At 47.2% G+C, this 22,740-nt stretch carries 21 protein-coding genes; 8 read left to right on the top strand and 13 right to left on the bottom strand.

Annotated elements, in window-relative coordinates:
* Positions 1-61 precede the first annotated feature (61 nt).
* Positions 62-673 (top strand): CehA/McbA family metallohydrolase, encoded by a 612-nt coding sequence (locus NWE96_11720; GenBank protein MCW3984637.1) that lies wholly within the window; start codon positions 62-64, stop codon positions 671-673.
* 63 nt (positions 674-736) lie between these two features.
* Here NWE96_11720 and NWE96_11715 read toward each other — a convergent pair whose 3' ends face one another.
* Positions 737-1,657 carry a triphosphoribosyl-dephospho-CoA synthase gene (locus NWE96_11715; GenBank protein ID MCW3984636.1) on the bottom strand — a complete coding sequence of 307 codons (921 nt, stop codon included), beginning with the start codon at positions 1,655-1,657 and terminating at the stop codon, positions 737-739.
* A 97-nt stretch (positions 1,658-1,754) separates the two neighbouring features.
* Here NWE96_11715 and NWE96_11710 point away from each other — a divergent pair, with 97 nt between their 5' ends.
* The 4 genes from NWE96_11710 (at position 1,755) to NWE96_11695 (ending at position 4,945) form a co-directional block, all read left to right on the top strand.
* Positions 1,755-2,801 carry a hypothetical protein gene (locus NWE96_11710; protein ID MCW3984635.1) on the top strand — a complete coding sequence of 349 codons (1,047 nt, stop codon included), beginning with the start codon at positions 1,755-1,757 and terminating at the stop codon, positions 2,799-2,801.
* Between the two features lie 148 nt (positions 2,802-2,949).
* Positions 2,950-4,035 (top strand): flippase-like domain-containing protein, encoded by a 1,086-nt coding sequence (locus NWE96_11705; GenBank protein ID MCW3984634.1) that lies wholly within the window; start codon positions 2,950-2,952, stop codon positions 4,033-4,035.
* Positions 4,036-4,194: 159 nt separating this feature from the next.
* Positions 4,195-4,470: a hypothetical protein gene (locus NWE96_11700; protein ID MCW3984633.1), complete on the top strand. Its 276-nt coding sequence runs from the start codon at positions 4,195-4,197 to the stop codon at positions 4,468-4,470.
* 1 nt (position 4,471) lies between these two features.
* A complete protein-coding gene (locus tag NWE96_11695) occupies positions 4,472-4,945 on the top strand; it encodes a hypothetical protein (protein ID MCW3984632.1) in 474 nt (157 codons plus the stop codon).
* A gap of 154 nt (positions 4,946-5,099) precedes the next feature.
* Here the strand turns inward: NWE96_11695 and dnaJ are convergent, their stop codons facing one another.
* The 4 genes from dnaJ to NWE96_11675 form a co-directional block, all read right to left on the bottom strand.
* A complete protein-coding gene (dnaJ, locus tag NWE96_11690; protein MCW3984631.1) occupies positions 5,100-6,218 on the bottom strand; it encodes a molecular chaperone DnaJ in 1,119 nt (372 codons plus the stop codon).
* Between the two features lie 227 nt (positions 6,219-6,445).
* A complete protein-coding gene (locus NWE96_11685) occupies positions 6,446-7,255 on the bottom strand; it encodes a dihydroorotate dehydrogenase electron transfer subunit (GenBank protein ID MCW3984630.1) in 810 nt (269 codons plus the stop codon).
* Positions 7,239-8,156, bottom strand: a complete 918-nt coding sequence (locus tag NWE96_11680; protein MCW3984629.1) for a dihydroorotate dehydrogenase — start codon at positions 8,154-8,156, stop codon at positions 7,239-7,241. Before NWE96_11680 ends, NWE96_11685 begins: the two co-directional genes overlap by 17 nt.
* A gap of 426 nt (positions 8,157-8,582) precedes the next feature.
* Positions 8,583-10,139 (bottom strand): dihydropteroate synthase-like protein, encoded by a 1,557-nt coding sequence (locus NWE96_11675; GenBank protein MCW3984628.1) that lies wholly within the window; start codon positions 10,137-10,139, stop codon positions 8,583-8,585.
* A 163-nt stretch (positions 10,140-10,302) separates the two neighbouring features.
* Between NWE96_11675 and NWE96_11670 the strand changes: the two genes are divergently transcribed.
* Complete coding sequence (locus tag NWE96_11670) at positions 10,303-11,115, top strand: ECF transporter S component (GenBank protein ID MCW3984627.1); 813 nt, start codon at positions 10,303-10,305, stop codon at positions 11,113-11,115.
* Between the two features lie 279 nt (positions 11,116-11,394).
* Positions 11,395-12,384, top strand: coding sequence for a radical SAM protein (locus NWE96_11665; protein MCW3984626.1), 990 nt, complete (start codon positions 11,395-11,397; stop codon positions 12,382-12,384).
* Here the strand turns inward: NWE96_11665 and NWE96_11660 are convergent.
* Both NWE96_11660 and NWE96_11655 read right to left on the bottom strand, forming a co-directional pair.
* Entirely contained in the window at positions 12,381-12,977 is a 597-nt protein-coding gene (locus NWE96_11660; protein ID MCW3984625.1) for a DUF998 domain-containing protein, read from the bottom strand. The genes NWE96_11665 and NWE96_11660 overlap by 4 nt on opposite strands.
* A 65-nt stretch (positions 12,978-13,042) precedes the next feature.
* Complete coding sequence (locus NWE96_11655; GenBank protein MCW3984624.1) at positions 13,043-14,128, bottom strand: carbohydrate kinase family protein; 1,086 nt, start codon at positions 14,126-14,128, stop codon at positions 13,043-13,045.
* An 84-nt stretch (positions 14,129-14,212) separates the two neighbouring features.
* Between NWE96_11655 and NWE96_11650 the strand changes: the two genes are divergently transcribed.
* Positions 14,213-14,452, top strand: a complete 240-nt coding sequence (locus tag NWE96_11650) for a hypothetical protein (protein MCW3984623.1) — start codon at positions 14,213-14,215, stop codon at positions 14,450-14,452.
* On the opposite strand, the gene NWE96_11645 is transcribed toward NWE96_11650, so the two are convergent.
* From NWE96_11645 to NWE96_11620, 6 genes are all read right to left on the bottom strand, one after another.
* Positions 14,449-15,219 carry a prepilin peptidase gene (locus NWE96_11645; GenBank protein ID MCW3984622.1) on the bottom strand — a complete coding sequence of 257 codons (771 nt, stop codon included), beginning with the start codon at positions 15,217-15,219 and terminating at the stop codon, positions 14,449-14,451. The two genes, NWE96_11650 and NWE96_11645, sit on opposite strands and share 4 nt — an antisense overlap.
* A gap of 141 nt (positions 15,220-15,360) precedes the next feature.
* Positions 15,361-18,861 (bottom strand): hypothetical protein, encoded by a 3,501-nt coding sequence (locus tag NWE96_11640; GenBank protein ID MCW3984621.1) that lies wholly within the window; start codon positions 18,859-18,861, stop codon positions 15,361-15,363.
* Positions 18,862-20,172, bottom strand: coding sequence for a hypothetical protein (locus NWE96_11635; GenBank protein MCW3984620.1), 1,311 nt, complete (start codon positions 20,170-20,172; stop codon positions 18,862-18,864).
* A complete protein-coding gene (locus tag NWE96_11630; GenBank protein ID MCW3984619.1) occupies positions 20,173-21,393 on the bottom strand; it encodes a hypothetical protein in 1,221 nt (406 codons plus the stop codon).
* The gene (locus NWE96_11625) at positions 21,394-21,870 is read right to left on the bottom strand and encodes a hypothetical protein (GenBank protein ID MCW3984618.1); all 477 of its coding nucleotides are present in this window, start codon (positions 21,868-21,870) and stop codon (positions 21,394-21,396) included. It abuts the gene before it with no gap.
* An 11-nt stretch (positions 21,871-21,881) separates the two neighbouring features.
* Entirely contained in the window at positions 21,882-22,736 is an 855-nt protein-coding gene (locus NWE96_11620; protein ID MCW3984617.1) for a hypothetical protein, read from the bottom strand.
* Positions 22,737-22,740 lie beyond the last annotated feature (4 nt).

Here is a 22,740-nt window from a genome sequence, read left to right as displayed (position 1 = left end):
ATAACTATTTTACACCCCATAGCATATACCATTCACCTCAGCCAATTATGGAGATGAAACAATCCCAACTTTATGCGCTGACCTCCACCTACACACCGTTTATTCACCAGATTCCCTAGTTCAACCAAAGACCCTAGTCGACATGCTCGCTGCACATAGCTACATTAAAGTCGCAGCAATCACCGATCACGACAGCACAAGAGGCTGCAAAGCAGCAATAGAGTTGGCCTCCGCATACCCAGATGTACTCATCATCCCAGGCGTGGAAATAAGCACAGTCCAAGGTGACATGCTGGTTTTGGGCACCGACGAATTACCCCCAAAACCCTGGACCCCGCAAGCGGTTGTGGACTACGCTAAAGCCATTGACGCCGTAACAATAGTTGCCCATCCCTTTCGGATGTACGGTATGGGTGAACAGGCGAAAAACTTCAAAGTGGATGCCATCGAAGTGCTCAATGGTGGTTCAAGCAAAGAAGCTAATGCTCAGGCTAAAGAATTCGCTAAAGCATTGAAATTACCCGGCACAGCTGGCACAGACGCGCATCAGGTGTCGGAGTTGTTCAGTGTTTATACGCAGATAGATTCCGCTTTTAGTGTCGATTCAGTTTTAGCTGCCATAAAAAAAGGTGCGGTGTCAGCGCATACCGCCAGAGGAACGGTTCCACTCTAAGTCCACTGAACCATAAAATAGGCTTGATAGTGTGCTTGTAGCAAATTAAAACAAGCCTACTTTTTATGGGCGGTAACCGCTTAGAGTAGTTAATGCTAAAGCAGCCGCTGTGATGTCTGCAGTTGTACCTGGATTGTAGTCGTTACCCGCTTTACGCAACTTTTCATCGAAAGCAATCAGTTTTTCTTTGCCTTGGGGGTTTTCTACACCGCCTAAATCCAAAATTTCTTTCGCCCCAACCGAGACGTCTTTGGCTTTTTCTAAACCTACCTTGCGCGAGATGAAAGTGTCGGGATGTTCAGAGAGAACTTTTAGGAATGTGTTTACGATTGCGCTGTTTAGGTCTTTATGTTCTAGTTCGTTTATCAGGTATGGATAGGCTAAATCGAAAGTTATTGGGAAATTGTTTATCCATTCGCTGCATATGTCGTCGTAGCTTGAGGCAATCTTGAAAACCTCATAGAGCGTAATGTTTTCGTTGATTAAGCGGGTTTTGCTATTTTTGTCTTTAACGTTTAAGTCAGGTGCCCCGTTGAGTCCGCTGGGTTTAGCGATGTCTATGGCTTCATAGACTTCAACCGCATCCTGTGCAGTGGACGCCTTAATCACCAAATCCATATTCCTGCGAAGAACCGAAAAATCGAAGTTAAATTTGCTGTCTGTAGGAGTCATTCCAGCAGCAACTGCCAAAGGGGCAAACAACATGATTGTTCCCAGCAACGTGTTTCCCCCATGTTGCCATTGGTCTATGTCGGCAATGCCCCATTTGATGAGGTCGCCTAAACCTGCATCTGCAAGGCTACGTTTTTTATCCGCAATCTCGATACCGCGTGATGCAGCTTCTTGGAAAGATGGGCCAGCAGCGATAGAAGAGGCCAAGAAATGTTCGCATCTGGTGCCTTCAAAATCGACGACTAAGTTGACGTTGCCGGGTTTGTCGGCGCTGACTTCAAGCACTATGGCGAGTTGTAGGCAGCGGCTGATGTGTTGGGCTTTTTTTTGGTTGCTGCTCGTTTTGTTGCACCGTTCTATTAGGGTTCCAAAAAAGCCTTATTAACGTTATGTAAAAAAATACAAACAAATGAAGCCAGATACTAAAGGCGAACAGTTAGTGATGAAAGCCCGCGAAGGAGACCTAATCAGAACCAAAAGCAACGTTGTTTTCGACGTTAAAGGCACAGTTCACCCAAAAGATAGGATAGTGGCGTTTCCCAGATTCATTCCCTCACCCACAGGTACACGCAGAGGTAACAACATCACTTACGGTAAAGTCTACAGTTTAGACGAAAGATTCGCCTACCTAAAAGAGCACCACCCAGACCTCATAGTTTACGACCCAGTTTTCGGCGAAACCCTCTGCGAAGTCCCAACAGACCAAATCGCCCAGCTCTATCAACCTACCGAAAAGCTTGCCCAACTACGGGAAAGCAATCGTAGTCCGCTGGAAGAAAAAGCATACCAATTAGCATTAAGGCTCAAAGAAAAAGCCGACATACCCTGGAATGCGATCGGCATATCTGGCTCCATAATGGCGGGATTAACAACAACCACTTCAGACATCGACCCCTTGGTTTACGGCATAGAAAACAGCCAAAAAGCCTACAAAGCCTTACAGCAACTCCGCAACACAGAAAACTCGAGATTCAAAGCATACACAGAAACGGAACTGAAAACACTCTATGACTTCCGTAATAAAGACACACACATGAGCTTCCAGGATTTTCAGGCTGTTGAGAATCGGAAGGCATTTCAGGGCATGTTCATGGGCACAGACTACTTTATTCGATTTCTAAAAGACTGGAACGAAACCCCTGAAAAATATGGCGATGTATACTTCAAGAACGCAGGCTACTGCAAAATCACAGCAACTGTGCAAGACAACACGGATGCACTTTTTACTCCCTGTAGCTACCAAATCGGCAACGTAGAAGTTCTTGAAGGCCCTAAACTCGCACCCATTTCTGAGGTTGTATCCTTCCGAGGCAGATTCTGTATGCAGGCCAACGTGGGAGAGCGGATTGAAGTTCAGGGCAAAACCGAATTAGTCACTGAAAAGAAAAACGGCAAAACACACTATCGCATGATTCTTGGCAATAAACCCCAAGATTACATGATACTTAAACACTAATGAAACTCCGCACACCGTGCAAACCCAAACAACCCCCTCCCATTGTTGCCCCAAAATCTCGCATTCCCATAAAAAGAAAGAATTGTGTTGCTGTTTTTGTTGGTTTTTCCACAATCCATTTAACTTCCCAAACGAATTCCTAACCAACATGTCCGCCTCCGAGTCCCCAAACCCTGCAAAGCCGCAAAGTTCATCGAAGCGTATCCTAAAGATCGCTGTTCAAATCGTCGTGATGGTGGCTATTTTTGCAGCACTGTTTTGGTACATCGGGGTTGATTCGCTCTACAATGCACTACTCAACATTAAGGTTGAGTATTTGGCGCTTGCATTTCTGATGTATTTTGGAATTAACCTGTTTTTTACTATTCGACTGCAACGGGTTTTGGCCAAAAGCGGCGTAAAAACAACCTTTGGCAGAACCCTCCTTGCTCAATATGCAGGTATGCTTACAAGCGACGTAACTCCAGGTAGATCAGGATACATCCTCACACCCATCTATCTACGAGACCAAAATGTCCCCTCATCTAAGGCCCTCTCAAGCATCTTGGGAATACAAACCATAGAGTTTCTCATCAAAGTTGCAGGCGGCGTTGGCGCAGTGATTTACCTCGTTAACATGGTTCCCGCTACAACATGGAATGAGCTTTTCCCCGGAACCCTGCTGGGCATAAACATAGGCATCATCGTGGCGGCGTTGGGCATTAGCTTGATGCTTACAGGCGCAATTGTGCTAGCAGCCTTCACATGGTCACGGCGCGCCATAGGCGTATTTGACCGCATCGCTAACTGGCGGTTTCTCAAAAGAGTCACAGGCGGCATCATGGGAAAACTCGAAGAATACAAAGAAAGCTCCCACAGCACACAAAAGGCTATCCCAGAAATTTTAGGTTTAACCTTGGTCTGCTGGATTCTCAAAGGTCTTGAGTGGTACTTTTTAGGCCTCGCACTAGGCATAACCAATGTACCATGGATCGCCTACTTCTTGATCCATCCCTTAGCGACGGCGTTGGCGTTTGTCCCCATAACCCCTGCAGGTGCAGGCGTACAAGAATTCGGCATCATAGGTATACTTGGACTCCTCGGTGTAGCAGCAGCTCCTGCAGCAGCGTTTGCCATCATCGCACGCGGCATGCTCATAATCGAAGACTTAATCGGTGTACCACAGGTCGTCAAATCAACTAGCCTAATCTTCTCACATAAAAACTCCTCGGTAACCCCCAAATCTCTCCATTAATCTACAAATTTTGCTTAACTGATTGACGGGTTACTCTTCTTTTTTCTTGTGATTTTGGATGTTGATTTGGGGTTAAGAGCAGAAATATTTATTATATAGCAAGACGTAATACATGATACTTACGCCTAGTGCGTATGGATTGAACGAAGGAATCGACAGATGAAAAAAAACCAAACTACACTAGACCCTAAACCTAAAACTAGGGCAAAGCCAAAAACCAACTCAGCCGAACCCTACTTCTACATAGGTTTAGTGCTAAAGGGAACTGAAAAAGAATACGTTAACCTTTTAAAGTACATCAACAACCGCAACGGTTCCCAGATCATCTATCAATGTAAATCCCTGACATATCTTAGAATATCCCGAGAGGACGCTCCCAAAATCAGGGAAGTTATAGCTTACCCTGATGAGTTAGCTTCTCAAGAGGCGACGTAGCATGGGGCATTTCACGCTTAGACGTCTGCTCTGGAGCAAAAAAGCTCTGGGCGCCCCAGTCGGCAACCTCATCATCCTCATGGCAGCCGTCGTGCTCTCAACCACTGTGGTGCTGTTTGCGGTTAACTTGACCTCGAACCAGATTCAGAAAGAAAGCCTCTTCATAGCAGGCGCAACACTGGACACAGAAAAAGCCCAAATCAGCCTCGTCAACACAGGCCCCACCTCCATTCGAGTCTCGCAAATCACCATCAAAGGTGAAAGATTCAGCAACTACACGAGTAACCCAGAAATCGGCACAGGTCTCGCTAAAGGCAACAGCACAACCCTAACCGTCACCCTAACACCTGACCTAATAACCGTAAACGATGTGGGACGCCCCATCGCCATAGTCATCACAACCACACAAGGAGCATACTTCACCGAAACCCTAGTCCAAGCCACAGCCGCAGCTACACCAACCCCAGGACCATAAAAAATGCATAAAATACAACTCTTTTCCGTTTCTTTGAAAAACCCTTTTTTAGAGCCAAACATGGGTTCGGTACAGCTCATAAAAAGCAGTAACCGTGCCGCTTGATGTAGTGCGCTTCAACGAGAAATTAGCAGAAATTCGAAATACCCTACGTTTATAGGCGGAATTTTCGGCTTTTAGTCTGCTCTGAGCCGAACTCTTTAGCAAGTTGCTCCAACAGCGCCCTCTGCGTGGAGGTAAGCTTCTCAGGCACTCGGATACCGATACGTACAAGCAAATCCCCTCTGCCATACCCCCTAAACCTCGGCATACCTTTACCGCGCAGAGTAATGACTTCACCGACTTGTGTGCCTGGATGAACCTTTACGGTCGTGGGCCCTTCGAGTGTAGGCACCACGATGTCTGCGCCGAGCGCCGCTTCGGGAAAAGAGATTATGGCTACATGCCAGAGGTCGTCGCCTTCGCGGGCAAACTGTGGATGCTGCCGAACATGTACAATGACATATAGGTCACCTGGCTCTCCGTCGCTACTTGTCATTTCACCTTCACCGCGCAGCCTCAGCTGGGTGCCTTCGTCTATGCCTGGTGGGACTTTGACAGTGATTTTTCTTCTTTTGCGGACTAAACCTGAGCCGCGGCAGCTGCTACATGGGGTTTCGATGATTTTACCTTTACCTTTGCATGTTGGGCAGGCGCTGACTTGCATGTAAGTTGCGAAGCCGACTTTATGCATGTTCTGGACTCTGCCTGCGCCACCACATCTGGGGCAGGTTTTGGCTTGTGTACCCGGTTGGGCTCCTGAGCCATTGCAGGTGTCGCATCGTTCAGTTCGGGGAATCTCGATTTCGCGTTCGGTGCCTTTGGCGGCTTCCTCTAAGGTCACTTCCAGGTCGAATCCAACGTCTTGTCCTCGGTTACGTTCTTCGTATCCACCGCCGAATCCGCCTGCGCCGCCGAATATGGTGCGGAAGAGGTCGCCGAAGCCCATGTCGCGGAAGACTGAGTCAAAGTCTGCACCACGGAAAATGTCCTCACTGGTGTAGCGTTGGTCAAAGCCTGCGTGGCCAAGGTTGTCGTACTGTGCCCGTTTTTGGTCGTCGCTTAGGACTGCGTATGCTTCGCTAATTTCTTTGAATTTTTCTTCTGCACCAGGTTCCTTGTTGCGGTCTGGATGGTACTGCAAAGCCAGTTTCCGATAGGCGTCTTTGATTTGGTCTTTTGTTGCGCCTTTCTGTACGCCAAGTACCTCGTAGTAGTCTCGTTTTTGAGCCATGCGACCTTACCGTGTAGTCCTGATAATTTGAACTTTGTAAGCTAATACAATCAAAGATTTATAGTATTTCCCTGATGAAAAAGCAGTTTTAAGCATGCAAACCTCAATGATGTCGATTGTTTTTCTTTTCGCAAAAGATGGAACCACGCGACCTCTCTGCCGCTACCTCCCCTCCCTTATATAAACAAAGGCGCAAAAAATGTTGAATAAAACCGTGGGAAATAGGGTTATATTGGGATTCTTGAGCCGTCAAAACCGATCTTTGAAACACCCAACTCGTCTTTTATCTCCCGCAACTGCGCCGCGTTAAACACGGGACCATCACGGCAGACGCGGTACTTGCCGATAACGCAGCTTCCACACAAACCGATGCCGCAGCGCATTAACCGCTCCAGACTCGCCTCAAGGGGCAACTTGCGTTTCTCAGTCATCTCAAAAATCTTCTTAACCATAATCTCTGGTCCACAGGTATATATCATGTCAAAACGTTCCTTTTCGAGGAGGCTGGACAGCGGCTGTGTGACAAGGCATTGGAGGCCTGCGGTGCCGTCCTCGGTTGTAGTGATTATGTTTTTTTCTTGGCAAACTCCACCGATTTCGTGCACAAAGAGCAACTCATCCTTAGTTTTGGCGCCTTCCACGAATGAGAGTCGTTCGGTTTTTGTGGCTAACTGTTTTGCCAAAAACAACAGGGGCGCCGTTCCTGTTCCGCCGCCGACAAGAAGCACTTTGCCTCGGCTTTCTGTGAAGCTGTTGCCATAGGGACCACGGATGCCCACGGTTGCGCCAGCTTGCATGGCATGGAGGTGGCGGGTTGCGTCGCCGACGGCTTTGACTGAAACTGAAACCAACCCGTTTGAGGCATCCATAATGCTTAGTGGGATTTCGTCTATGCCTGGAATCCACAGCATCAAAAATTGCCCTGGTTTTGCTTTGCAGCAGAGGCGGTCAGGTAGCACGAATGTTTTTACTGTTGGACTCTCGGTGCGTATTTGCACTATCTGCGTGGTTCGCAGGGTGTTATTTGTGGTGGGCAAGTCCGACTATCTCCTTTATGTTTTGATAATGTTTCTTTCTCAAGTAAGTCTCCACTCCCTTAGCAACTGAACGAAAAACTTCAATGTCATCGGCGACTGCTGTACCTATCTGCACGGCTGAGGCGCCTGCTAAGAAGAATTCTACGGCATCACGCCAGTTGGTGACTCCGCCGCATCCAATTATGGGCACCTTAAACTTTTCTGCGATGTCGTAGACGCAACGAAGCGCCACAGGTTTCACCGCTGCACCCGACAATCCACCCCGGACGTTGGCGAGAATCGGCATCATGGTTTCTGCATCTATCGCCAGGGCTTTAAGCGTGTTCACGGCAGTTAGTGCATCTGCGCCTGCTTTGACTGCTGCCTCAGCAAGGACTGTTATGTCTGCAACGTTAGGCGACAGCTTAACGATGAGGGGCTTGTTGATTGCGGCTTTGACTTGCTGCACGACTTCGGATAAGATTTTTGGGTTCTGCCCGATCTCTGCACCAGTCTGCTTTACGTGCGGACAGGAAACGTTTAACTCAATTGCATCAGCACCTGCGTCGACTGCTTTCTTGGCGACAGTGGCGTATTCTTCTGCAGAGTAACCAAAAACGCTAACGATAAGCGGCACACGCAAGATGGTTTTGGAGAATTTAATTTCTTCACAAAAAACTTCAATCCCTGGATTGGGCAGACCCATTGCATTAATCAAACCGCCCTCTGCCTGCACCACTGTCGGGTTAACGTAGCCAACTCTAGGTTGTATGCCGACTGATTTGGTGACGACTGCGCCTGCGCCGCTTTTGGCGATGCGGTGGAAGGACTCTGCGGAGTACCCCATGACGCCTGAGGCGAGCATCGTGGGGTTTTCTAGTTGTAATCCAGCAAAGTCTATGCTTAATGCGTTAGTGTTCAAATTAAATTTCACCCTTCAATCTAGGTTACTGCATTTAGTAAGATAAATCTTCGTTTAGCGATTTTTTTGAGGTTTTAGACGTTTATGATTGATTTTAAGCAATTTTGAGGGCGTAGACTTTTGGTGTGGAGTAAAAAGAAAAAGTGAGGAAATAGCCTGCTTTGAAGCGGCTTATTTCTTCTTTTTCGCCTTTTTATCTTCTTTTTTTGGAGCCTTCGCCACGATATTGACCTCAAAAGTATTGTAGAACCCGTTTTATATTTAAAATTTACGAAACGTTAATTGCGCTACCCCGATTTATCAATAAACGCAAAAATGGCTCCTAATACAAAAATAAGCTCAAAAACAAACTACAAAACAGGCATTTTTCTCCATATAAAAAAGACGCGACAATTTATACATTTACATGTCAAAAATGTACAGCACTCATTTTTCAAACAAAACCGCATCCTGAACATAATCCCGCCCCACACGCAACGCCACCTCCGCCTTCGCCAACTCACCACCCAAATACGCAGCATGCTCCAACCGAGAAACCAACCCCAACCTCAAAACCTCCGCCATCACGGTTTCAGCATCTACCCCACGAACAGCACAATTAGGCGCAGGTGCCTCAGCAGACTTGTAATGTAGCGCTACAAGTTTTTTGTTTTCTCGGTCAACCATCACGCGGAAAACTCCGCAAGAGTCAACTGTGACAGACTTGTTTTTCTGACGTTTTGCGGTGATAATTTTTGTTTTACCTAATTTGAGTGGTGCTTCTTTTTCTGTTTTGTTCTTTAACACAAGTAAATCTAAACCCAAATCACGTGGCACAGAATTGCGCCTCTTGGCAAGAAACATCATCTTTGCCGCAACAGAAACCTCACGCACACAACCTCGCGCTTTTGGGGTCTCCTCGGTTGTCAACAAAATATCCGCCGACACCTCAGAAGCAAGCCTCGCAAGTAACGCATTAAGCCCGACTGAATCAGCATCAAAAAGCTCCACCACATTAGCGATGCCAATCAAAAGAGGCACCTCAGGGTTTCTGCGGCTGAACTCTTGAAACGCAACGTAAGAATCCATTATGTTTGTGGGTTCAAGAATTAGGTCGCCGACGATTTTTTTGAAGCCCAACTGCTTAGCTTGCTTAATTAAACGCTCAAGTAGCCTCACCCGTTCAGCAGATTTCTTTGGGAAAAATCCCTTACGATGATTAGTGGGAATAACCACCACAGCAACATCCTTTGCAAACGGCGCGATCTCTTCTAGGTTACCTGCGTCCGCGCTCAAAACCAAATCTGCCCCCGCAGCCACTGCCGCCTCAATTTCAAGGGGGTTTAGTGTATCGATGCTGACAGGCACGTCTACGGCGGCTTTAACTGCGGTTACCGCCCGTTTTGCGTCTTGAGGGCGGGTTTGCCCTGCGACCATGCCGATGTCGATTATGTGTGCGCCTGAAGCAACGTAATGCTTAGCCAAACGTGCAATCTCTGCTGTATCCAGAAGCGGTGCATCAACGATTTCCGCCAAAACACGCATCGGCAACTCTTTACCAACAGTCAAGTCCCCAATCATCAAGTTGCCCTGTTTTTTGAATAACTCCTCTCGGTTTTGCTCAACTTTTTCCAGTTCTTCAAGAGCCTTCGCCTCAAGCTTCGCTCTGAGCAAATCATCTGCAGGTACAACCGATGAAAGCTTCACTTCGCCTAAACTGTCTAAAACTACAGGGAGGTCGGCAGCGTACCGTGGGCCTTTGAAAGCGGGAATTTTGGTGGCGTCGGTTATGATTTTGGTGTCGCCTAAGGCTTGGCCAGGGGTTAAAATGATGTCGATGTCGTGGAGTTTGTGTTTTTTGAGGGCTTGGCTGATGATTTCTGGAGTGAGGAATGCAGCGACTTGAACGTTTAGGGTGAGGACTTCAGTTGGGGTTTGGCTTTGTTTGGCGTATTGTTTTACGGTGTTTTCTGCGAGGGTTCCGGTAATTAGGAGGGTTTTCATTGTTTTGCCTTCGGTTTTGATTGTTTGTCGGTGTTTATTTGGTTATTGTGGGTGTATTTAGCGGTTGCTTGTGTAGGAATTTGGTGGGGGAAGTCTTTTATAGGATGACGCTATGTAAAAAATTACATAACGTTGAAGATAAATACAGGAGTCCATTGAGAAAATGAAAATCACAACCCAACAAGTCGCCCTAATGGCCATATTCGCAGCCCTATTCTACGTACTATCACTAATCGCACCAATAAAAATCCCAACAGGCATAGGAATGATAGAAATCAACTTTGCAGCCATGATCGCAACCGTATTCGGATTAATCCTCGGACCCTACTTAGGCGCTGCCGCAGCCCTATTGGGTTCCTCAGTAACATGGGCACTCACGGGAATGTCCCCCTACGGAGCACCATTCATTTTGGCACCAATGTTCAACGCACTGATAGTCGGTTTAGTCTTCTATAAAAAATGGAAATACGCATTTGTAACATTTGCAGTTATGATCGTCGCATTCCTATTCACACCACCCGTTTTTCCGATTACTGCACAAACCAACCTTGGAGGCGTAGTAGTCGATAACTGGTTCATAGCAGCCGCCACAGTATTTGACAAAGTCATCGCTTTACTGCTGATTCTGCCCTTAGCGTTCTTCGGAAAGAAATTATCCCTTGCCTATGGCAGCGCTTTCTTCTTCATCTTAGGATTCATCGGCAACGAAGCAGACAATATGTTCGGCACCTTGATGTATGCAACTCCAACAGTCTACCAAGGCATCTTTGGTTTCTCCCTTGAATTCGTCCAAACAAGCCTCTTAGCAAGCCCATTCCTCTACCCTGTAATCAGAATAATACAAGCACTCATTGCGATGCTAATAGCTGTACCTCTGTTACGCGTGCTTAGAAAAACCAACTGGCTATGGAGCGAAGAAAACCTCTTTAGCCAAAAGCCAACTCCCCTGCCTCCTGCGGCACCTGTTCCCACATAAATCCAATATTTATTTTCTTTATTTTTCAGCTTAATTGTAATGTTTTTAAGGGATTAAAAGAGTAATCCTTTAGCGAATTTTCTGAGGCAAAATTTTAATGGCTGCTACTGTCGTGTTAGTTGTGTTGAATTTGCAGTTTAGAATTAATTCGTGAGTATTTACCCCGAGGCCGCAGTACAGACTTTTGTTCTATATATGAGGGAGGGAGGAGGCGTCAGACCAGCAGCTTTTTGTGCATCAAATAAATATGGCATCCGTGATGAATTAGACAGAAAAAACATGCCAATCCCAACCGCTGAAGCCATCTGGAACCTAAACACCACCCAACTCAGAACGCTGCTCGAATCAGGTAAACTAAAACCTCAAAGCAGCACCATCCGCTTCTATGCCCCAAGCTTCACCTACTACAAAACCAAACACTACCACGCCAAAACCGCAGAGTTCCCAACAATTTCAATAACAGGCAACAGCTGCACATTGAACTGTAAACATTGCGGCGGCAAAGTTCTTCAAACAATGCATGCCGCCTTGACGCCGGAGCAGCTTTGGCAAGTCGGAGTGGATCTCAAGGCAAAAGGCGCCAAGGGTGTGCTGGTTAGTGGCGGATGCTTGCCCGATGGCTCTATTCCAATTGAGGGCTTTGCGGATGTGCTATTTCGGTTTAAGCAAGAGTTGGAGTTAACGGTTTTTGTCCACACCGCAGCCACCTCGCCGCAAACCGCTTCGGCACTTAAAAAAGCAGAAGTCGACGCCACATTGATTGACGTAGTCGGCTCAGACCAAACCATCCAACAAGTTCTAAACCTAAACGTGTCCACTCAAACCTACGCCCAATCGCTCCGAGCCCTCGCAAACGCAGACCTAAACGTCGTGCCCCACGTCATCGTCGGCTTAAACGAAGGTAAACTCGACGGCGAACTCGCTGCGTTACAAACCATCGCTCAAACCGTCAAGCCCGTCGCAGTTGTCATCATCGCGTTCATGCCCATCCACGGCACACAAATGCACAAAACCTCACCGCCCAAACCGATGGACATAGCCAAAGTTGCCGCCGCTGCACGCGCCCTGTTCTCAACTACACCTCTTGCGTTGGGCTGTATGCGTCCCAAAGGCAAGTTGCGAGACGAGACAGATGTCCTGGCGCTTAAGGCTGGTGTAGACGCGGTTGCGTTTCCAAGCGAGGCGGCAATCCAATACGCGCAGAAGAGGGGGTTTAGAACGTTTTTTTCGTCTTACTGCTGCGCCCAGATGTATCTTGATTTCCTCTAAACCCGCATTTTTTTGGGTTTATGCATTTTTGCAGCCAGCATAAACGCCCAAACTGAAACCGCTGCAGCAGACACCGCTTCTGGTATGGCGACGTTTGGAACGTAGTGAATGGTGAATTGCAGAATCCACGGCACGGCAGCTGCAAACGCGATGGCTACCGTGAAGGCAGCTAAATCACGTTGGCGGCTTTGGAAGAATGCACAGGTTAAGATGAATAATGCGATGGGCGTCAAAGTGAAGAACGCCACTGAAACCAAGTAGTGTGTGGGAACCGCGTGCTCGTTGAACACCCCGATGCAGACCAGTGCCACCGTCGCGGCAGCAAACACAGCCGAACCAGTTTTGCCCAACCGGTTTTCTCCAGCGAATTTGTATAAGCCCAAAACAGCGAAAACGAAACCCAACACGCCCGCCCCGATTAAGCCAACCGTGAACAGGATGCTGGTTGCGCCTTCAACTACACCGAGGTCGCTTAACGCGTTGTTAGTCCAACTGAACGGTGGATAGAACAGGATGGCAGAGGCAATAAACAGTGACGCGACTATGGGCGCCAAAAAACCCGCAACTGCACCGACTCTCATTAATTGAACCATAACAATCAGTCACCTGTATGGTTGCTGGAGGCTTTAAGAATTTGCCTCAACACCAAAGGGCAGTGTTAACTGTTTGTTTTTAGAAAGTTTGCTATCTTGCTCTTGGTTGGATGCATGCCGTCAGCGCCAGAAAGGTAACAGGCAGAGACTGCGTTGGCAAGCATGAGGCGGCATTCATCTGAAAGCCCATAGTAGTCGGCTATGATGTTGCCTGCGTTCCATGCGTCTCCAGCGCCCGTCGCACGATAAACCTCTATCTTAAAAGTAGGCACAACAACTTCTCGTTTCCCCTTTAGGCTTGCAGAGAACAACGTGGTGTGCAGGTCTATGCGCGCTTTGCAAACTGATACTAAAACCCGTGCAGCTTCTAATGCGTAATCTGGGAAGCTCAACTGCCCCTTTTTCGCCCCAAAGTCTGCGTCTAAAATGTTGGCGTATGTTATGGCTTCGTTTTCGTTGAGGCTTAAAATGTCCACTTGGGAGGTTTTGAGCACTTTTTCAACAAGACGTGGGATTTCTGCTGCGTTGGGGTTTGGGTCAGCGGTATCATAGTAGGTTTTGGCTCTGCCACCATGTTTTGTCCGATCAAAAACAGCTTCTGCAAGTGCTGTGCCATGCCGCTTGGTGCCTGCCCAGTTAAAGAGGCAAACATAATCCGAGTTTTCAAACAAAGTGTAGTCGCTTTCGTCGAGGTCGCTGGGGCCAAATTCTTCTAAAGCGCCCACATCTCTTAGCATGACGTTGATTTTTTCGTTTTCACCTCTAAACTCCAGCGCCGTAGTTATCGAGGCTTTCCCTTTGACCTTTATGTGCGAGTAATCCATCGCTGTATCTTTGAAGTGGTACTTTATCAGTTGCAACCCATACTCGCTTGTGCAGAGAATGGGCGTAACTAAGGCGCCCAAGTTGGTCAGCGCGGATGCGGTGTTAACGGCGTTTCCACCCTTCATGTCAATTTGGGGGATGCCGTCTATGCTACCGCCTTTGCGTTTCGCTACTTCGCCGACCGAGCTGGTGAATTCTGATAGATTCCAAGGCAGGTTGACGATGCGGTCGAGGAAAAAGTCAGGCATAACCACCACCCTGCAGTCCTTTTCTGCGGGTTTTGCAAGGAAATCCTGCAGTTCCCTTTGACATTCTTTAGTGTTCATCAGGTGGCTCCAGTAGAGTATTTTCCAAAAACCTAAAATACCTTTTCGATTATGATGGGTAACTTGGAAGAGGAGCAGGGGAGTATGAAATTCAAAACAGAAGTAAGCCTGTTAGTATTAGCCATCGCACTTTTCAGTGTAGCTTCATTCTTCTACTCTTACTCATCCACAACCAGCGAAACCATGACGCTGAGCACACAAAACCTCGCTTACCCATACAGGGGAGTCGCTTTGTTTTTCCTCGGTGTAGGCTCGCTTTCCATGGTTACTGCGTCGATTTCTTATTCTAAAAAGACAAAAGAGCTTCTTCGTCAACAAGTTTAGGCCGCGCCTAACACTAAACGCACAAGTAACCAAACGACGTCGCCAAACACTAAAGCCACGATTAAACCTAACGTGACAAAAATCAGCATAGGCAAACCAGGCGTCGCCCAAACGTAGCGGTCAATTTTCTGTGTTTCAATCGCATCTGAGAGGCGTTGAAGGATTTTGTCGCGTCCCTCATCTTTGGGAACAACGACGAGTTTACGTTTCAAATCCCCGTTTTCTTCGTCCACGTCTTCCATGGGGAATATATGCCATTTCTCCTTAAGTCTGCTGATGTTCATTTTGTATCCTGTTACGAGCACCAGCAGTTTTTTGCCGAAGGATTCTTTGGCGAGGGTTCCTGGGAACAGCGCGGTTTTGGTTTTTTTATGCCAGACGAGGTTGCGCACTATCATGTAGACGCCGCTTGCCGCCGCGAAAAGCACGCCGTTGCCGAAGATGGTTATGGGGTAAATTAGCTGCGAAATCGGCGAAACCCCAGAAGCGATCAGGGGGGTAATGACGCCGATGGGGGCAAATGGTAATGCGATGGCGATGCACATCAGCGCTTTTGAGTCTGCGCCGCCAAACCCGCCTGCGTAGAAGAGCAGGAATGCGATGAAGACGGTTACGCCGACGCTTAAGCCAAACCAAGGTAGCTGAGATGACTCAAAGAGGAGAAGCTCTGGCAGGGTTAAGGCAAGCGCTATGGGTGCGTAGATTGCCCAGACTTTGTTGCTGACTTCTCGGCATACGTAGTCTCGCCATGAAGCATAGACTAGTATGGCTAAGGTTACTGCGATGTTTGCGGCTATGAGCGTGAACTGTAGGGTTTGGATGGGCGTTACCTCTGTGTGTTAATGGGTAGTTTGGGGTTGCAGGGGATATAAGATTTTGTCGGTAAAAACAAAATACGACAAACTGCCCTATCTTTTAGGGGTCACCGTCAACGTCGGTGGGTACTCGGCTAAAATCCAAAGCCCCATAGGAGTCGTACCATCATAGAAGTTGCAGACAGGCGTGTTGTTATCGAATGTTACTACGGCGCCCTGCCAAGTGATGTCGTAAGGTGTACGGAAAGATACTTGACCAGAACTAACAGGCAACAACTCAAGTCCAGTGTCGCTTGTTTTAATTGCGCCTTTGGATGTACTGCTTGCAAAGTTATCAAATGCATATAACCTCAGATTATGAACATCATTGAACATTATACCTGCGCCTTTTCCGCTGTTTGCAATGAATTGCATGAAATGGTGATCCGTGTAACCGCCGCTTGTAAAGTTAATGTAGGTTGCGGTTCCGTTGACTACTACGGGGAATTTGGCGATTGTTCCATTTTCAGCCTGCAAAGTGGTTGAAGTCGCTGAGGTTGCAAGTTTTAATGGACAAAGGTCAGTTATGGTTCTTGATTGGGTTGAGTTGAGGAACATAAACCTTAGTTGGTATTGATAGTAAGTTGCATTGGCGGGTAGCAGAATTATTATGTTGGCGTACATGTTTGGGCAATTCTCTGCTCCACCGCCGCTTCCAGATGTTCCCCATTCAGGTTCCATCATAGCAATGTCACGTACTACGCCATGGTGGATGACCAAAGATGTACCTGAACCATAGGTACTGCCTTCTAGATTCACTCGCATAAAGGTAGCGTTGCTGTAGGTGCTGGTTCCAACAACAGTTGCCCCTACCATTCCGTTTGAGAAGACGAGGGTTATGTTGCCGTTGCTGTATTTGTTCGCGGCAGTATTATCAGCTGTAAAGAAACGGTTTGTAAACGCCATTGACGTTTGATTTGCGGCGTCGCTGCCATCCCACCAAACTGTGAAGTCCGTAACTGCACTATTGAGGAGGATAACGATCATTTGGCGGTTGCTAAAGACGGTGGCGTTACTGGTTAAGCCTAGTGGGATTTGGTAATTGGATGCCCAGTCTTCAATTTGGAAGGGGACTTCTTGGTTGACGCCGTTGATTGTCTGGTTTACACGGATTGATTTTACTGAGATTGGCGGAATTGGAATTGTTTGAGTTGTTACCTCAAGGTTTTGTCCCAGCCATCGCATCGTACCATTCTGTAGCAACTCGACTGTGAAGGTGGATTGTTGACGGCCGATTAGGAATTTTATGTCTGGTTGGTCTTTTATATAGACGCAGTCAATTTCCCAAGTGCTACAAGTGGAGTCAACGTCTTCGTTGTCTCCTACGAAGCGAATTTTTAATGTCGATGAATCGATGTATGGAACAAGAGATGCGTTGTTGAAGTAATTAGGAAGCAGCGTCATGAGATATTTCCATGAACCCCCCTGCCAAACCTGTACAGTCAAGTTTTCAGAGGTTGTTTTGCTGCCTGTTTTTATGCATAAATCTTGACGCACATTAGAAGCATTAACAGTGAGCCATTGCGCTTCGAGGTTCAGAACATAATTTGTTTGGTTAATGCTGTATTTCATTAAGTCAAGCTTCAAATCAAATTGTGTAGAAACTGTTGTGGCATTAACTTTAATTTTCCAGTTGCCTAAAGCGTCTCTGTAATCACTGAGGTTGGCCTCTATCGTTTGTGTTCTGGTACTATCGCTTGTATTTCCCAGTATGTCTGTTAGGTAACCGTCTCCGCTTGTCATGTATTTTCCAGTTCTATAATTATACAGTTGATACGTTACGCCAACATTATTGGTTGAAGCTGAAGCGTCAATGGTCCAAGCAACGTTATTCCATGTTTCAAGGTTCGAAGAACCAGAAAATTCTGCGCCACAAATATATGTGGTTCCCGCTACAGGTGTTGGTTCCAAGAGTAAAGCTATAGCGACCCAACTTGCTGATCTAGTTGTTGTCCAGGAAGCGGATATTGTTCCGTTTGTTATTGTTTTGTCACTTCCAACACCCTTATTGTATTCTCCAGTTTGGGCCCATCTGCGTGTTTGCGCTGTGTCATCAGTTAGGTCGTAAGTGTTGGATGTTCTGTATGTTCCGACGTGGCCAAACAGTACCTTAGAATAGCCGCCTGACGCCGTAACACTAACAGATTGGCTTTGGCTATAACCGGTACTACTGTTCGAGGCGAGGTAAGGCGTTGCTTGATTTACATTTACGTACGAAATTGATCCGGCTACTGCAAGAGTTGATGCTGCGAAGTTAACGTTAATTGTGTACGTTCCTGAAGCGGGGTTAGTAAGCATAAAAACATAACTGCGAACTTGGGGGTTAGATGTGCTTGTGTATGCAGCAGTGGCTATTTGAGTTAATGAGACACCGCCATAGGTTACACTTGTAACTGTTGTCGGTGCTGATGAAGAACCACTTCTATCAATATCAATGGATACGAGCAAAATTCTATCGTTTCCACTGCCAGTGGTGTGCTGCCAAGACATTGAAGTTGCAGCGGAAGTTAAGATAGCGCTATTTTGTCTGTCAAAAACAATGGTGTTATATGCAGCTGGGTAACTTCGGAGCTTCATGTAGGCCCCGTTGTCGCTCTGTAAATCTGCAGTAGAACCAGAAACGATGCTTGTCGAGCCTATAGGTGTCCATGTGCTTGGATAATTATCTACCGCGACTGTTCCTGTGGTTTGTTCGGTTAAGGTGTCATATATTCCGTCTGGTCCAGATTGCTGTGCAGCAAAATTTGAATGTGTTCCCAATACATCAATGGCTTCGTCCACATAGTCTACAACGCCTTCACGGAATCCTGTAGAGTTCCACGCTAAACTTGTGGTAAATTGTGTAAAAGATGATGCCAGTACCATTAAGCCTCTTGTGTCGCTGACTTCAATGGTGTATGCGTTGCTACTTACGCCTTGAGGTAAATCGAGTACGTATGTGCCGTTGAGGTATGAGGCGATGTTAGCTGGTTCAGCAAGGTTCCAAGTTGACGCTTGATAGTCATATTGGTAAATTTTGAGGTTGTTTTTCCCCAGATTAATAAGTGGTTCTTGTTCATCTCGTAGAATTACCAGTTGCGTATGATTAGACGAAGCGGTATCTAAGATTTTGACGTCTAAACGGACTGTTGTTGAATAACTGATGCCGTAGATGCCAAGCCCAACTAGGTCATAGTTAACCGTCATGTTGCCCCTGCTGTAGCTTTGATTAGCAAACCAACAAGCATCCAGCGCCAAATTTGTAATGTTGAAGTTCATGTTCCATTCAGGGTGAACCCCGCCAATGTGTTCTACACCGCTTCGGAGGTAGCTTATGGTCAAGTTTTGGGCGTATGTTTGGTTGCCTGTTACTTTTAGGATTGACCCATAGTAGCCAACTGTGAAACCGAGGATTTCTTTAAGACCCAAGTTGGTTTCGTCTATTGCGCTCAAGATTTGGGGATGATCTTCACTGCCACTGTACCTAATTGCCGAGTAAGTTGTGGCAACAGCAGCAACCAGCACAACGGCCACAAGCAAAGCAGCGATAATCGAGAACTGACCTTTATTGTTCATTTAGCTACCTCCCACTAAACCAAGTTGCAGAACAACCATCCGTGAAGTACCAGTCGCAGTGTACTCTGAAGCATAAACTCTTGGTTCGTAATATGAAAGCAAACTCAAGGCAGTGATACGTACGTCTGGGGTACGGGTTAAACCTAAAGCCAAAAAAGACCCTGAAACGTTTGTGGATCCATGGTTGTAGAGGGTTCCTGGATAGTAAGTTGAACCAGAGACCGAGATTGGATTGAGTACGTTTATGCCTACTGAAAGATGATAAGTAGCAAGTACTGACTCCAGAACCGTTCTTGTAGCAGTTTGACTTGACGATGGATATATGCCGTAGTAGTTGCAGGCCTCTAAAGCTACTTGACTTAGAGTGGCTTGCCGAGCGGTACTGTCAACTACGGTTCCGCTGGTGCCATAAGCTTGATTGTCTAGACCTCTTAGAAACGCTACCAAACCTGTTCCTGAGGTTTGTTGCATTCCGTAGATCCCCCAATTGTTTTGTGTGCTTGAGAAGACCGCGGTGTTGGTGACGTAGTAGAAGGGGTATCCAACGATGCTTGCCCACGTCCAATTATACTGATTAACTTTTTGGCCAATAAAATAGCTGTAGCGGGCATAGTTATTATCGGAATAAGGTGAAGTGCAATAAGCTGTGGGTATGGGGACGGCTTCTCCGCAAGTGTTGATGATGACTGCGTTTTGGAGGATTTCTCCATTCAACGGTGAACCACCCAGAATCTGCCCGAGTTGAGCAGTGTTCTGAATCATTATGGTGTTAACGAAATACGGAGAAAGCAAATTGTATAGCTCCTGCGCTAAGCTGTGTGCTGTGTAGCCTGTGATCCACCAGCCGTTTGCGTCGCTGCAGTTTAAGATGTAGAGGGTTCCGCCGCCGCTGTTTTCCCCGATTTTTTCAGCTTTATAGTTAAACGTCACGTTCGATGATGCAACTGTGTAGGTGGCGACGTCACTTGTTCCAATTAAGCCGTCTGCGTTTGAGAACGAAGCCACTTTGGTGTAGAGTTGCCCACCTGTATCGGTCACGTTGTAAACGGTCATGTTATAAACCACGTTGGCTGGCAACGCGGCGGAGAGCGCTATCTGCAGCCTGCTCCATGCATATGCGTTGTCGGTTTCGAAGGCAACTCTGCCTAAATCGTAATCAGAATCCAACATCTGAAGCGTAGTGAAAGAGAGGCGTCTGAGGTTTATAGGCGACACCTCTTTAGGCGAGGGTAAAACCGCAAGGTAAGAAGTTGCGATAAACGCGCCTGAAAGGATGATGATTACAAAGAGGACTTCGATGGTTCTAAGCAATTAGCTACCTCCTTGTAGGCTCCACAGTGAAAGCGTCGCTTGGTAGGCGACGCCGTCGATGGTGACTTGGCGGATGTCTGTTGTCACCCAACTGTAACCCGCAGAGTTACCGCCAAAGGTAAGCGGGAAACCCAAAGAGCCCAAACCCCAAGGCATTAAAACTACGCCGTACTGGCTTGAAGCAGCGTTTTTGTAAGTGACGACGAGAATGCCCGCGTTGTCTGGAATCGCTACCGATGCGTAGGGTGATTCGGCGGAGTTGTAGGTGACTTTTCCTGTGGATTGCTGTAAGGATACTTGGCGAAGAGTGTACTCTTCAGTTACTATCGCGTAAGAGGTATTGTAACTTAGCTGAGAGTACGCTGGCGACTGAGGCACTGAACCGACTGAGTCACTGTGGGCGAGGGTTATGTTTTGGTTTTGGAAGCTCTCCACCAGCGGCACAACGGACTTGGCCGATTGGTCGGGTACGTGAACGTAGTAGCCGACGCCTTTGAGCCCATAAATCCGCGCATAAACAATCAACGCGTATGCTCGGTTTTCTCCGTTTATTCCCGAGAAGACTTTTGTTGTGGCTGTGCCTGCTGCGTTGGTGGCTGTTTCTCCAGATATGATGTTGTAGGATGGGTACTCGTTGCTGTCTTGGTTGACGACTATTAGGCTGTAGGTTATGTTTGCGTTGGAGAGCACAAACCCAGTTCCCGAGGCACTTATCGAGAACTGCAAAGGTGAACCAGTGGAGATTTTTTGGATAGACACCGAGACGGTTGGGGTTAAGGTTAACTGGAAACCGTAGGTGCCATTCACGCCAAGTTGCTTTGCCGCCGTTGTGTAGTTGAGGGTTTTGGTGTTGGGTGTAAGTAGGTAGCCGCCGTAACCAGCGGAAAAATTACTGTAGTACCCGTCTGTGCGTGGGTAATAGGTTTGATTCTGGTCATTAGCTAGCCGCATCGAAGCCAACGAATTGATTTTATACTGCCCAAACTCGGGATCCTGTAATCCTAAACCGACGGGGACAAGGTCGCTTCGGCTCCAATTAATCGGTAACCCTGAACTCAAAAGCAAGGTGTCGAGCAGGTCGCTTGTTTTGGTTGACATGGCAGTGTGCTGTTGGTAGCTGAGGCCTGTTTGTATGGTGTTGCTAAACATTGCGATGAAAAGTAGCAGCGCGGCGATGAAGATGGTGAGCGAGAGCATGTGGTCTACGCTTGCACTTGCCATTTAGCTGCCTCCCAAAGTTAACTGGATGTTGTTTTGGGTTTTGGTGGCGGTTAAGCTGAGGTTACGTGCGGTGCTGTTGAAGAAAACATTGTTTTGCCAGTTTACGTTGTCTCCCAACGTTACAAGTGTTGAGCAGGAAATGTCGCGACTCAGTGAACGCAAGGTTATGTTCATTATTCGGTAAGACCCATCTTGATGGGTCACGTTGCCAAGTGTGACGCTGTAGGCGTGTTGCTCGATTGTTTCAGGTACGTCAAGTTTAATCCACATGGAACCGTTAGCCATCGAGGCATGCGAAACTGTGTAGTACAATTGCTGAATGGTGCTGCCAAGATGCCCCGCCACTTGCTCTAACTGCAGGGTCTGCCGCGAATCAGCCCAGTTATCGATGATTATGGTGGCGGTTAGGGGAAAGAGGAAAATCTGCAGAATCAACACCGGAATCATAATCATGTACTCGATAGTTATTTGCCCCAAATAGCCGCCTCCTATGTTGCTCCTATGGAAACCTGAACCTTGCCAAAGTAGAACTCCACAGTAGACCCAGCTTGCAACTTGGGTGTTGAAGTGCTGTTGAGGGTGATTGTTGCGTTTCTGAAATTGAAAAATGAGGCGTCAAATCCATCGGCGGCTTTGGGGTATGTGGCGGTGATGACAACTTGGTCAACGTTTGGTTTAATTATTTTTATTATGCCTTCGCCAGTCATGGTTAATGATTGGCTTCTGTAGGGGTTGTCACCGCTATGCATCGTTGGTAAGTAGAACTTTAGGTAATTTGATCCGACTGTGGAGCTTAATACGCGAATCGTTGGAACCATCGCTACACGAAGGTAACCGCCGTCAGTCATGCCAAATTTTTCTATACAGAACACTTGACTGACAGGTGATGAAGAACCGCTGAGCAAAAAGGAGCTGTTAGCGGAGAAGGGAACTCTTTCAAAGTAGTCGTCTCCCATCGAGTAGGCGCTGACGGGCATGTTGAATAGAACTGCGCCTGTTTCTCCTTGGAAGGTCAAGTTTTCCCAACCAGAGATAGTGTGGACATCAATTTTGTAGTTGACGACTTGTTCCGTGAAGTTTAAGCTGCCGAATCGACCTGCAAAATTCACAGTCTGCGTACGCCCAATCGTCCATGCTATGTCGTCTAACTGTTCCCCCGCCGTCTGCATCAACTGCTTATTGCTGCTGAATTCGTTTTGTGCCAGTTTTAGGTTCATGATGTTGCTGGCGTAACCCATCGCCACCAAAATTAAGACGATTACGCCTGCTGTGAGGATCATGGTGGAGAACGCTGGGCTGACGGCTTTTCTGTTCCTGTAAAAGCGTGGGATTGCTGTTTTCATTTTG

The organism is Candidatus Bathyarchaeota archaeon (assembly GCA_026014685.1).
Lineage (GTDB): Archaea > Thermoproteota > Bathyarchaeia > Bathyarchaeales > Bathycorpusculaceae > Bathycorpusculum.
This window is presented reverse-complemented; position numbering and strand designations above follow the sequence as displayed.